The organism is Pseudomonas sp. GM80 (assembly GCF_000282515.1).
GTDB lineage: Bacteria > Pseudomonadota > Gammaproteobacteria > Pseudomonadales > Pseudomonadaceae > Aquipseudomonas.
The window spans coordinates 17,584-29,916 of sequence record NZ_AKJD01000182.1 but is presented as its reverse complement, the minus strand read 5'-3'; the positions used below and the strand labels follow the sequence as shown (position 1 = coordinate 29,916).

General features: G+C 61.8%; 13 protein-coding genes. 12 read left to right on the top strand and 1 reads right to left on the bottom strand.

Going from position 1 to position 12,333, the window contains the following annotated elements; all coding sequences use genetic code 11:
* Positions 1-118: 118 nt before the first annotated feature.
* Positions 119-637 carry a DUF2062 domain-containing protein gene (locus PMI37_RS24985; RefSeq protein ID WP_008086309.1) on the bottom strand — a complete coding sequence of 173 codons (519 nt, stop codon included), beginning with the start codon at positions 635-637 and terminating at the stop codon, positions 119-121.
* A 136-nt stretch (positions 638-773) separates the two neighbouring features.
* Between PMI37_RS24985 and PMI37_RS24980 the strand changes: the two genes are divergently transcribed.
* From PMI37_RS24980 to PMI37_RS24925, 12 genes are all read left to right on the top strand, one after another.
* Positions 774-3,008 carry a DNA internalization-related competence protein ComEC/Rec2 gene (locus tag PMI37_RS24980; protein WP_008086307.1) on the top strand — a complete coding sequence of 745 codons (2,235 nt, stop codon included), beginning with the start codon at positions 774-776 and terminating at the stop codon, positions 3,006-3,008.
* Between the two features lie 101 nt (positions 3,009-3,109).
* Positions 3,110-3,745: a MotA/TolQ/ExbB proton channel family protein gene (locus PMI37_RS24975; protein WP_007908216.1), complete on the top strand. Its 636-nt coding sequence runs from the start codon at positions 3,110-3,112 to the stop codon at positions 3,743-3,745.
* On the top strand, positions 3,742-4,170 hold the full coding sequence (locus tag PMI37_RS24970; RefSeq protein WP_008086304.1) for an ExbD/TolR family protein: 429 nt from the start codon (positions 3,742-3,744) through the stop codon (positions 4,168-4,170). The genes PMI37_RS24975 and PMI37_RS24970 overlap by 4 nt, the downstream gene beginning before the upstream one ends.
* Positions 4,170-5,180 (top strand): tetraacyldisaccharide 4'-kinase, encoded by a 1,011-nt coding sequence (lpxK, locus tag PMI37_RS24965; protein WP_008086302.1) that lies wholly within the window; start codon positions 4,170-4,172, stop codon positions 5,178-5,180. Before PMI37_RS24970 ends, lpxK begins: the two co-directional genes overlap by 1 nt.
* 21 nt (positions 5,181-5,201) lie before the next feature.
* Positions 5,202-5,387, top strand: coding sequence for a Trm112 family protein (locus PMI37_RS24960; RefSeq protein ID WP_003174668.1), 186 nt, complete (start codon positions 5,202-5,204; stop codon positions 5,385-5,387).
* Positions 5,384-6,148 (top strand): 3-deoxy-manno-octulosonate cytidylyltransferase, encoded by a 765-nt coding sequence (gene kdsB / locus PMI37_RS24955; RefSeq protein ID WP_008086300.1) that lies wholly within the window; start codon positions 5,384-5,386, stop codon positions 6,146-6,148. Before PMI37_RS24960 ends, kdsB begins: the two co-directional genes overlap by 4 nt.
* A complete protein-coding gene (locus tag PMI37_RS24950) occupies positions 6,148-6,612 on the top strand; it encodes a low molecular weight protein-tyrosine-phosphatase (protein WP_008086298.1) in 465 nt (154 codons plus the stop codon). The genes kdsB and PMI37_RS24950 overlap by 1 nt, the downstream gene beginning before the upstream one ends.
* The gene (gene murB / locus PMI37_RS24945) at positions 6,609-7,628 is read left to right on the top strand and encodes a UDP-N-acetylmuramate dehydrogenase (protein ID WP_008086296.1); all 1,020 of its coding nucleotides are present in this window, start codon (positions 6,609-6,611) and stop codon (positions 7,626-7,628) included. Before PMI37_RS24950 ends, murB begins: the two co-directional genes overlap by 4 nt.
* Before the next feature lie 246 nt (positions 7,629-7,874).
* Entirely contained in the window at positions 7,875-8,345 is a 471-nt protein-coding gene (locus PMI37_RS24940) for a (2Fe-2S)-binding protein (protein WP_008086294.1), read from the top strand.
* Positions 8,342-10,663 carry a xanthine dehydrogenase family protein molybdopterin-binding subunit gene (locus tag PMI37_RS24935; RefSeq protein ID WP_008086292.1) on the top strand — a complete coding sequence of 774 codons (2,322 nt, stop codon included), beginning with the start codon at positions 8,342-8,344 and terminating at the stop codon, positions 10,661-10,663. Before PMI37_RS24940 ends, PMI37_RS24935 begins: the two co-directional genes overlap by 4 nt.
* On the top strand, positions 10,663-11,643 hold the full coding sequence (locus PMI37_RS24930; RefSeq protein ID WP_008086290.1) for an XdhC family protein: 981 nt from the start codon (positions 10,663-10,665) through the stop codon (positions 11,641-11,643). The genes PMI37_RS24935 and PMI37_RS24930 overlap by 1 nt, the downstream gene beginning before the upstream one ends.
* Complete coding sequence (locus PMI37_RS24925; protein ID WP_008086288.1) at positions 11,640-12,230, top strand: nucleotidyltransferase family protein; 591 nt, start codon at positions 11,640-11,642, stop codon at positions 12,228-12,230. Before PMI37_RS24930 ends, PMI37_RS24925 begins: the two co-directional genes overlap by 4 nt.
* Positions 12,231-12,333: the final 103 nt, after the last annotated feature.

Below are 12,333 nucleotides of genomic sequence, written 5' to 3'. Positions count from 1 at the left end.
CTGCGATCTTTTGATCTTGAAGGTCACCATCAAAAGATCGCAGCGTGCCGCAGCTCCTACAGGTCGTGTCCGGCAGCACCAAACAAAACGGCCTCCCATTGCGGAGGCCGTTTTGCGTTCAAGGCTGGCGGCTTTTCTTGCGCCGCGCCCACTGTCGCGCCACCCACCAGCGCCAATACATCATCACCACGAAGTAGGCGAGGGCACCCAGTACCAGCCCGCACACCACCGAACCCAGCAGAAACGGCTGCCACAGCGTTGACAGCTCCCCGCTGATCCACTCCCAGGTCAGCTCATCCGGCAGATGCCGCGCCGGCACATCCATCAACCACGCCCCGGCCTGATAGGTGCAAAAAAACACCGCCGGCATGGTGATCGGGTTGGTCAGCCACACCAGGCTGACGGCAATCGGCATGTTCCCGCGCACAGTGATGGCCAGCGCGGCCGCCACCAGCATCTGTGCTGGAATGGGCAGGAAAGCGGCGAACAAACCGACGGCCATCGCCCGCGCGACCGAGTGGCGATTGAGGTGCCAGAGGTTGGGGTCATGCAGCAACTTGCCGAGAAAGCGTAAGGATTTGTGTTCCCTGATGCTCGTCGGGTCGGGCATGTAACGTTTGAATAAGCGCCGGGGCATAAGGCTTCTCGGTCGGTTAAGGCGGCAAGTATGTCTGGATTCTAGGGGGCGCCCATTCAGACTTTGTGACAATTGTTGACGACGGCCATGCCGAACAGCCGCTATGCCTAGAGGTGCGACTCTCAAGGACGGGCTTATGCGCACAGGGATGATGGCGCTGGCAGTCGGTCTGCTGGTGGTGGTTTTTTTGCCGGTTTTACCGCCGGTCGGGTTACTGGTGGTATTGCCGGTGGTGGGGCTGATGTTGCTGCCGTTTCGCAGCTATCCATTGGCGTTTTTGCTGTTCGGTTTCACCTGGGCCGGTGTCGGCGTGCACTGGGCACTGGATGATCAACTGGCGAGCCATCTCGACGGCGAGACGCGTTGGCTGGAGGGGCGAGTCGTCGGCCTGCCGCAGCACAGTGATGGCGTCGTGCGTTTTGAATTGGCCGATGCGCGTTCGCGTCATGCAACCTTGCCGCCGCTGATGCGTCTGGCCTGGTATGCCGGGCCGCCGGTCAACAGCGGCGAGCGCTGGCGACTGGCGGTCAAGCTCAAACGTCCCGCCGGCCTGCTCAATCCTGAGGCCTTCGATTACGAAGCGTGGCTGTTGGCGCAGCGCATCGGCGCGACGGGCACGATCAAGGACGGTGAGCGTCTGAACACGGCGCGATGGGCGTGGCGCGACAGCCTTCGTCAGCTTTTGCTTGAAGTCGATGCGCAAGGTCGCGAAGGCGCGTTGGCGGCGCTGGTGCTCGGTGACGGTTCCGGGCTCAGTCGCGAGGATTGGCAGGTCCTGCAGGACACCGGCACCGTGCATTTACTGGTGATTTCCGGCCAGCACATCGGATTGCTCGCGGCGGTGATGTACCTGCTGGTTGCAGGACTCGCTCGTTACGGGTTGTGGCCGCTGCGTTGGCCGTGGCTGCCGTGGGCCTGTGGCCTGGCTTTCGCCGCTGCCGTCGGTTACGGCTTGCTCGCCGGTTTTGATGTGCCGGTGCAGCGCGCTTGCGTGATGGTCGGGCTGGTGCTGCTGTGGCGCCTGCGCTTTCGCCATCTGGGGGCGTGGTGGCCGCTGCTGCTGGCGTTCAACGGCGTGTTGTTGCTGGACCCGCTGGCCAGCTTGCGCCCGGGTTTCTGGTTGTCTTTCGCTGCTGTGGCGGTGCTGGTTTTCACCTTCAGCGGTCGGCTGGGCGCGTGGCGCTGGTGGCAAACCTGGACGCGAGCGCAGTGGTTGATTGCCATCGGCTTATGCCCGGTGTTGCTGGCGCTGAACCTGCCAATCAGCCTCAGCGGGCCGCTGGCCAATCTGCTGGCGGTGCCGTGGGTCAGCCTGGTGGTGCTGCCGCCGGCCTTGCTCGGCACATTGTTGTTGCCGCTGCCCTATGTCGGCGAAAGCTTGCTGTGGCTGGCCGGTGGATTGATCGATGGGCTGTTTCGCGCGCTGGCGGTGATTGCCGGGATCTGGCCTGCGTGGACAGCACCGTCGATATCCAAATGGGTGTGGGCGTTCGGCAGTCTGGGTGCCGTGTTGTTGCTGTTGCCGCGCGGCGTGCCGATGCGGCCGCTGGGCTGGCCATTGTTGTTGATGCTGGTGGTGCCGCCGCGTGAGCGGTTGGACGAAGGTGTGGCTGACGTCTGGCAACTGGATGTCGGTCAGGGGCTGGCGATCCTGATCAGAACCCGTCACCACGCGCTGCTCTATGACGCCGGCCCGCGTTTCGGCGATTTCGATCTGGGCGAGCGCGTGGTGCTACCGGCGTTGCGCAAACTCAGCGTGGAGAACCTCGATCTGATGCTGCTCAGCCACGCCGATGCAGATCATGCCGGCGGTGCGCTGGCCGTCGCCCGAGGCCTGAAGGTCGGCAGGGTACTCAGTGGCGATCCGCCGGGGCTGCCGGCCGAGCTTGGCGCTCAAGCCTGCGAAAGTGGTGAGCAATGGGAGTGGGATGGCGTGCGTTTTCAGCTCTGGGTATGGTCGGACGCCCACGACAGCAACCAGCGCTCCTGCGTGTTGCAGATCGAGGCCAGTGGCGAACGTCTATTGCTGACGGGCGATATCGACACTCACGCCGAACGCGTTCTGCTCGACAGTCCATTGGCCGTGCCCACGCAATGGTTGCAGGCCCCGCACCATGGCAGCCGCAGCTCGTCGTCCATGGCCCTGCTCAAGGCGCTGAAGCCTGAAGCCGTGTTGATCTCCCGAGGTCACGGCAATTCCTTCGGCCATCCGCATTCGACCGTACTGGCGCGCTATCGCAAACAAGGCCTGCGCATCTATGACAGTGCCGAGCAGGGCGCTATTCATCTGCAACTGGGTCGCTTCACGCCACCGTGGACGATGCGTCAACAGCGGCGTTTCTGGCGCGATCCGCCTGCGCTCGCCCGTTGATCGGTGCCAGCATGGATGGCACATCACGGTCGTCGGAGGGGCGGGTCTTAATCGCGGATCGGTATGGTAAAGTGGCGCACTTTTTCGAGGGGACTGTCACTGTGTGGGAATTGGTCAAATCCGGCGGCTGGATGATGTTGCCGATCATTCTGAGTTCCATCGCGGCCATGGCGATTGTCGCCGAGCGCCTGTGGACCCTGCGCGCCAGTCGCGTCACCCCCGAGCATCTGCTGGGCCAGGTCTGGGTGTGGATCAAGGACAAGCAGCTCAACAAAGAAAAACTCAAGGAGCTGCGTGCCAACTCGCCGCTGGGGGAGATCCTCGCCGCCGGTCTGGCCAACTCCAAGCATGGTCGCGAGATCATGAAAGAGTGCATTGAAGAGGCCGCCGCCCGCGTCATTCACGAGCTCGAACGCTACGTCAATGCGCTGGGCACCATCGCTGCGATGTCGCCGTTGCTGGGTCTGTTGGGTACGGTGCTGGGCATGATCGACATTTTCAGCGCCTTCACCGGTTCCGGCATGACCACCAACGCTTCGGTATTGGCCGGTGGTATCTCCAAGGCGCTGATCACCACGGCAGCGGGCCTGATGGTCGGTATTCCGGCGGTGTTCTTCCACCGGTTCCTGCAACGCCGCATCGATGAGCTGGTGGTGGGCATGGAGCAGGAAGCGATCAAACTGGTTGAAGTGGTGCAGGGCGACCGTGACGTTGACCTGGCCGAGGGCCGCGCGTGAAATTCCGTCGCAAGCCTCGGGAAACGATCGACATCAACCTCGCGTCGTTGATCGACGTGGTGTTCATCCTGCTGCTGTTTTTTGTCGTGACCACTACGTTTACCCGCGAAACCCAGTTGCGCGTCGATCTGCCGGAAGCGGTCAGTGGCTCGCCGGCCGAAGATCAGCAACTCAAGCAGATCGACGTGGCCATCAGCGCTGAAGGCGTGTTTTCGGTGAACAACAAGATTTTGCCGAAAAATGATCTGGCGACCTTGATGGAAGCCATGCAGAAAGAATCCAACGGCGACACCACTATGCCGTTGTCGATCAGTGCCGACGGCAAGACTCAGCATCAATCAGTGATCACCGCCATGGACGCGGCCGGCAAGCTCGGTTTCAGCCATCTGCGCATGACCACTGTTGAGGCGGCGCCGAAATCCTGATGAGCCTGGCCGATCGCTTGCTCGCCGCGTGGTATCAGGGTCACCCGGCCCTGACGCTGCTGCGGCCGCTGGAAATGTTGTACCGCCGCGTGGTGGTCAACAAACGTCAGCGTTTTCTCGACGGTGGAGGCCAGATTTACCAGCCGCCAGTGCCGTTGATCGTGGTTGGCAACATCACCGTGGGTGGTACCGGCAAGACGCCGATGATTCTCTGGCTGATCGAACACTGCCGGCGCAGCGGTCTGCGCGTTGGCGTAGTCAGCCGTGGTTACGGCGCCAAGCCGCCGCAGTTGCCATGGCGGGTCGAGGCTGATCAGGCCGCCGACGTTGCTGGCGACGAACCGCTGCTGATCGTCCAGCGCACCGGCGTGCCGTTGATGATCGACCCCGATCGCAGCGCCGCCGTCAAAGCCTTGCTCGCCAGTGAACCGCTGGATCTGATCCTCTCCGATGACGGCATGCAGCATTACCGTCTGGCGCGGGATCTGGAGTTGGTGCTGATCGACGCTGCCCGTGGACTCGGTAATAAACGTTGCCTGCCGGCGGGGCCGTTGCGCGAGCCGATCGAGCGTCTGCAAAGTGTCGACGGCGTATTGTTCAACGGTGCCACGGCTGATCGCGACGACGGTTTCGCTTTCCATCTGCAGCCGACCGCGCTGGTCAATCTGCGCAGCGGCGAGCGTAAATCGCTCGATCTTTTTCCAGCAGGCCAGGCCGTGCACGCGGTCGCCGGGATCGGCAATCCGCAACGTTTCTTCAATACCCTCGAAGCGCTAGACTGGCGAGCAGTCCCGCATGCGTTTGCCGACCACGCCGAATACAGCGTGCAGGCGTTGAATTTTACACCGTCATTGCCGCTGGTGATGACCGAAAAGGACGCGGTGAAGTGCCGTGCCTTTGCTGCTGCCGACTGGTGGTATCTGGCGGTCGATGCCGTGCCGTCGCCTGCCTTCGTGGCCTGGTTCGACACACAGCTGATGCGCCTGTTGCCCGATCGTCTTTTGCCTTAACTCTTTATCCAGGGAATGTTCATGGACACCAAATTGCTCGACATCCTCGCGTGCCCGATCTGCAAAGGCCCGCTCAAGCTCAGTGCCGACAAGACCGAACTGATCAGCAAGGGTGCCGGCCTGGCATACCCGATCCGCGACGGCATCCCGGTGATGCTCGAAAGCGAAGCGCGCACCCTGACCACCGACGAGCGTCTGGATAAATGACCACCGCCTTCACCGTTGTCATCCCGTCGCGTTATGCCTCGACCCGCCTGCCGGGCAAGCCGTTGCTGGACATCGCCGGCAAGCCGATGATCCAGCATGTCTGGGAACAGGCGAGCAAAAGCAGCGCCACCCGTGTGGTGGTTGCGACTGACGATGCGCGCATCGTCGAGGCCTGCAAAGGCTTTGGCGCCGAAGTGGTGCTGACCCGTGAAGATCACAACTCCGGCACCGATCGTCTGGCTGAAGTCGCGGCGAAACTGGGCCTTGAGCCCGACGCGATCGTGGTCAACGTGCAGGGCGACGAGCCGCTGATTCCGCCAACCGTGATTGATCAGGTCGCCGCCAACCTCGCCGCCCACACTGAAGCGCGCATGGCCACCCTGGCCGAGCCGATCGAAGACGTCGACACACTGTTCAATCCGAACGTGGTCAAAGTCGTCAGCGACCTCAATGGTCTGGCGCTGACGTTCAGCCGTGCGACCTTGCCGTGGGCACGCGATGCCTTCGCCAAAAGCCGCGAGCAATTGCCCGAAGGCGTGCCGTACCGTCGCCATATCGGCATCTATGCCTACCGCGCCGGTTTCCTTCAGGATTTCGTCAGCTGGGGCCCGTGCTGGCTGGAGAACACTGAGTCGCTCGAACAGCTGCGTGCCCTGTGGCACGGCGTGCGCATTCATGTTGCCGACGCGCTGATCGCTCCGCCAACCGGCGTCGACACCGTTGAAGACCTTGAGCGCGTTCGTCGCCTGCTGGGGGCCTGATGCGCGTTCTGTTTGTGTGCCTGGGCAACATTTGCCGTTCGCCCACGGCCGAAGGCGTATTGCGCCACAAATTGCGTGAAGCAGGGCTCGCGGAACAGGTCGAAGTGGCCTCCGCCGGCACCGGTGACTGGCACGTCGGCAATCCGCCAGACAAACGCAGTCAGGCCGTCGCCAAAGTGCGCGGTTATGACCTGTCGGCGCAACGCGCGCAACAGGTCAGCCGTGCCGACTTCGCCAGTTACGATCTAATTCTGGCGATGGACAACAGCAACCTGCGCAACCTCAAGGCCCTGCAGCCGTCCACCGGTAAAGCCGAGCTGGATCTGTTCCTGCGCCGTTATGCCGGGCTGGTCGATGAAGTGCCGGACCCGTACTACGACGGCGATCAAGGGTTCGAGCAGGTGCTGGATCTGATTGAAGCGGCTTGTGACCAATTGTTGATCGAAGTGAAGGGCCGGTTATGAGTTTGCAGCTGCAACCGCAGGTTTCCCTGAAACCGTTCAACAGTTTTGGCGTGGATGTTCGCGCGCAATTGTTCGCCGAAGCCCACAACGATGCCGACGTTCGCGAAGCGCTGGCTTATGCCACTGCCCACGACATGCCGTTGCTGGTGATCGGTGGTGGCAGCAATTTGCTGCTGACCGCAGACATTCCGGCGCTGGTGCTGCGCATGGCCACCCGTGGCATTCGTGTGATCAGCGACGACGGCAGTCGCGTGGTGATCGAGGCGGAAGCGGGCGAGCCGTGGCATCCGTTCGTACAGCACACGTTGGCGCAAGGTTTCTCCGGGCTGGAGAACCTCAGCCTGATTCCGGGCACCGTCGGCGCTGCGCCGATGCAGAACATTGGCGCTTACGGCGTCGAGATCAAGGATGTGTTCGCCGGGCTCACCGCGCTGGATCGTCAGACCGGCGAGCTGCGCGATTTCACCCTGGAAGAATGCAACTTCGCCTACCGCGACAGCCTGTTCAAGCAGCAGCCGGGGCGTTGGCTGATCCTGCGGGTGCGCTTCACGCTCAATCGCGTCGCGCAATTGCATCTGGAATATGGCCCGGTGCGTCAGCGCCTGACCGAGCAGGGCATTGAGCATCCGACGCCGACCGATGTCAGCCGCGCCATCTGCAGCATCCGCAGTGAAAAACTGCCGGATCCGGCGGTGCTCGGCAATGCCGGCAGCTTCTTCAAAAACCCGCTGGTGTCGGCGGCCATCGTCGCGCAGATCAAAGCGCAGCACCCGGATGTGGTGGCTTACGCGCAGCCGGACGGCCAGATGAAGTTGGCCGCTGGTTGGTTGATCGAGCGCGCCGGCTGGAAAGGTTTCCGCGAAGCCGATGCCGGCGTGCATAAATTGCAGGCGCTGGTGCTGGTCAATTACGGCACCGCGACCGGCCTGCAATTGTTCGATCTGGCGCAACGTATCCAGAAAGACATTGCCGAACGTTTCAATGTCGACCTGGAAATGGAGCCCAATCGCTATTGAGGCTACGCTTTCCAAGCGCCATCCAGAGCCCTGCACTGATGAAAAAGTGCAGGGCTTTTTTGTTAACGCTGGGTTAACTTCGCGAGCTAACGATAACCGTCATTTGCTCCACCAAAGGCCCGGTGCAGACGTTCGCGTCGACACAAGAGAGCCTCATTAGCCTGAGTCGATCTGCGTGAACCACCGCCGATGCAACGGCGGCAGATTGCTCGACCCCATAACCACCAACAATATGCGGGCGTGCCCATGATTACCCTGAAACTCAATGGTCAAGACCATCCCCTTGATGTCACGGAAGACATGCCGCTGCTCTGGGCCATCCGCGACGTCGCCGGTTACAACGGCACCAAATTCGGCTGCGGCATGGGCCTGTGTGGTGCCTGCACCATTCACATCGACGGTCTGCCGGCACGCAGTTGCATCACGCCGATTGGCTCGGTGATCGGGCAGAACGTCACCACCATCGACAACCTGCATGCCGACCCCGTCGGGCAAGTCGTCCAGCAAGCCTGGCTCGACACGGCGGTCGCGCAGTGCGGTTTCTGTCAGGGCGGGCAAATCATGTCGGCCACCGCATTGCTCAAAACCAATCCGAACCCGAGCGACGAGCAGATCGAAGAAGCCATGGTCGGCAACATCTGCCGCTGCGGCACTTATAACCGGATCAAAACCGCGATCCGTCAGGCCTCCACTCACTTGAAGGAGGCCAAGGCATGAGCCGCCTTCCGAACGATTTCGCCCTGAGCAACCTCAGCCGCCGGGGTTTCCTCAAAGGCGTTGGCGCGACAGGCGCGTTGGTGCTGGCCGCGAGTTGGGGTTGGCAGGATGCGCTGGCCGACGAGAAAGAAAAGAAATTCGGCGCTGACGGCATGCCCAACGGCTGGATCGATGATCCGAAAGTCTATGTGAGCATTGCGGCTGACGGCACCGTCACCGTGGTCTGCAATCGCTCGGAGATGGGCCAGGGCGTGCGTACCAGTCTGACCATGGTCGTTGCCGATGAGCTGGACGCCGATTGGGCCAAGGTCAAAGTGCAGCAGGCGCCGGGCGACGAAGTGCGTTTCGGCAATCAGGACACCGACGGCTCGCGCAGCATGCGGCACTGGTACGAACCGATGCGGCGTTGCGGCGCTGCGGCCCGGACGATGCTCGAACAAGCGGCGGCCGCGCAGTGGAAAGTGCCGGTCGGCGAATGCCACGCGCAACTGCACAAAGTCATTCACCAGCCATCCGGGCGTGAGCTGGGTTACGGCGAACTCGCCGCCGCAGCCAGTGCGTTGACGGTGCCGGCGCGTGACAGCCTGCGCCTCAAGCAACCATCGGAATTTCGCTACATCGGCAAGGAAGGCACCAAAGCCATCGATGGCGACGACATCGTCAACGGCCGCGCCGTGTACGGTGCCGACGTGCATTTCGACGGCATGTTGTACGCGACCATTGCCCGTCCGGCGGTGTATGGCGGCAAGGTCAAATCGCTGGATGACAGCGCCGCACTGAAAGTCCCCGGCGTGCTGAAAGTGATTCAGATTGAAGGCCGTCCACTGCCTTCGGAGTTTCAGCCGCTGGGTGGCGTGGCCGTAGTGGCCAGCAACACCTGGGCTGCAATCAAGGGTCGCGAAGCGCTGAAGATCGAATGGGATGACGGCCCCAATGCCAGTTACGACTCCATCGCCTATCGCAAGGAACTGGAAGCCGCGTCGCTGAAGCCCGGCAAAGTCGTGCGCAATACCGGCGATATCGACAAAGCCTTGAGCGGCGCTGGCAGTATCCTCGAAGCTTCATATTACCTGCCGCATCTGGCGCAGGCACCGATGGAGCCGATGGTTGCCATCGCCCGTTACAAGGACGGCGTTTGCGAGGCCTGGGCGCCGAGTCAGGCGCCCCAAGTCACTCGCGAGCGGATTGCCGAGCGTCTCGGCCTGCCGTTCGACAACGTCACTTTTAATGTCACGCTGCTCGGCGGTGGTTTCGGACGTAAATCCAAGCCGGACTTCGTCGTCGAAGCGGCGATCCTCGCCAAGGAACTCCCCGGCAAAGCGGTGCGGGTGCAGTGGACGCGCGAAGATGACATCCATAACTCGTATTTCCACACCGTGTCCGCCGAATACCTCAAGGCTGGCGTTGGCAAGGACGGCATGCCGTCCGGCTGGTTGCATCGCACCGTGGCGCCGAGCATCACCGCGCTGTTCGCGCCGGGCATGAACCATGAAGCGGCGTTCGAGCTGGGCATGGGCTTCACCAACATGGCCTACGCCATTCCCAATGTGCGCCTGGAAAACCCCGAAGCGACCGTGCACACGCGGGTCGGCTGGTATCGCTCGGTGTCGAACATTCCCCATGGTTTTGCGATCCAGAGTTTCGTCGATGAACTGGCGCACAAGGCCGGCGAGGATCCGCTCAAGTACCAGATCAAACTGCTCGGCCCTGATCGCCAGATTGACCCGCGCACGCTGAGTGAAGAGTGGAACTACGGCGAATCTCCCGAGCGTTATCCGATCGATACCGGGCGCATGCGCACCGTGCTGGAAACCGCTGCCAAAGCCGCCGGTTGGGGGCGCAAACTGCCCAAGGGGCGTGGTCTGGGGCTGGCCGTGCATTACAGCTTCGTCACTTACGTGGCGGCAGTAATCGAGGTCGAAGTTAAAGACGACGGCACGCTGATCGTGCACAAGGCGGATATTGCCGTCGACTGCGGGCCGCAGATCAACCCTGAGCGGATTCGCTCGCAGTTCGAGGGGGCTTGCGTGATGGGTCTGGGTAACGCGGTGCTGGGTGAAATCAGCTTCAAGGACGGCAAGGTCCAGCAGGACAACTTCCATATGTATGAAGTGGCGCGCATGTCGTTGGCGCCGAAAGAAGTCGCGGTGCATCTGGTGACGCCGCCGGGCGACGTGCCGCTGGGTGGGGTTGGTGAGCCTGGTGTGCCGCCGATTGCGCCGGCGCTGTGCAACGCGATCTTTGCTGCTACCGGCAAGCGTATTCGCAACTTGCCGGTGCGTTATCAGTTGCAGGGCTGGCAGAAGGCTGAGGCGTAATGGACAGCGTCGACCTCAATGTCCTGCGCAGCGTGCTCGAGTGGCGCCGCGCCGGGCAGCAGGTGGTGCTGTTCAGTGTCGTGCAGACCTGGGGCACGGCGCCTCGGGCACCCGGTGCCATGCTCGCTTTGCGCGAGGATGGCGTGGTGATCGGTTCAGTGTCGGGCGGTTGCGTCGAGGATGATTTGATCGCTCGCCTGCACGACGGGCGTATCGCCAGCGATGGCCCGCCCGTGCAACTGATTACCTACGGTGTCACCCGTGAGGAAGCCGCGCGGTTTGGTTTACCGTGTGGCGGCACGTTGCGCTTGACCGAAGAACGGGTCGGCGATCCCCAGTGGGTTGCCGAGTTGCTGGCGCGTTGCGAAGCGCACGAGATCGTTGCCCGTGAGCTGAACATCGACACTGGTGAAGTGATTTTGACGGCAGCGAGCAAAACCGATTCGCTCGAATTCGACGGCAAGACCTTACGCGCGATCTACGGCCCGCGCTGGCGACTGCTGTTGATCGGTGCTGGGCAATTGTCGCGCTATGTAGCGGACATGGCGCGGCTGCTGGATTTCGAAGTGCTGATCTGCGATCCACGCACTGAATTCGTTTATGGCTGGGAAGAGCATCATGGTCGCTTCGTGGCGGGCATGCCGGACGAGGCGGTGTTGAGTATTCAAACGGATGAGCGCACAGCGATTGTGGCGTTGACTCACGATCCGCGTCTGGATGACATGGCGCTGCTCACGGCGCTGGATTCACCGGCCTTCTACGTCGGCGCGCTGGGCTCGCGGGTCAACAGTCTGAAGCGCCGGGATAATCTGGCTCAGCTAGGCTTGTCGGTACAGGCGATTGATCGACTGCATGGCCCCATCGGTTTGCACATCGGCAGTCATTCGCCGGCGGAGATTGCGTTATCGCTGTTGGCGGAGATCGTCGCGATCAAGAACGGTGTCGAGTTGAAACAGAAGAAACCCCTGGAGGACGCATGAGTCGATCCATCGCAGTGATCGTATTGGCGGCGGGCGAGGGCAGTCGCTTTCGCCAGGTGGCGGGTGTTGATAAGGACAAGTTGTTGGCCGACTGTACGGGACGCGATGGCGCGGTGCGTTCGGTGATCGAGCAGATTCTGGTGAATCTGCCAGCGAGTCTCGACAAGCGCGTACTGGTCACCACTGAAGCGCGACCGCAAGCGATGCGTATGGCTCAAGCTTATGGTTGTGAGGTTGTGACGATCGAGTCCACCGGTATGGGCGACAGCATTGCGGCGGGTGTTGCGGCTTGCCCTGACGTCGATGGGTGGCTGATTGTGCTGGGGGATATGCCGTTTATCTTGCCGTCGAGTATTGAGCGGGTGGTCGCAGCCATAGCTGATGATGCGGTGAGCGTGCCGGTGCAGGATGGCGAGTTTGGGCATCCGGTGGGGTTTGGTCGCGCGTTTGGTCCGGGGTTGTTGGCATTGAGCGGAGATCGCGGGGCGCGGCCGTTGTTCAAACAGGGCAGGGTGGTTGAAGTGGTGGTGGATGATCCCGGAGTGTTGTGGGATATCGATGTGCCTGAGGCTTTGGTTTTTAAATAACAGCAAGATCAAAAGATCGTCCGAAGGCTGCGATCTCTTGATCTTATAAAGGCAATAAAAAAGCCCCGCCAGGCTTTCACCGGGCGGGGCTTTTTAATGGCTT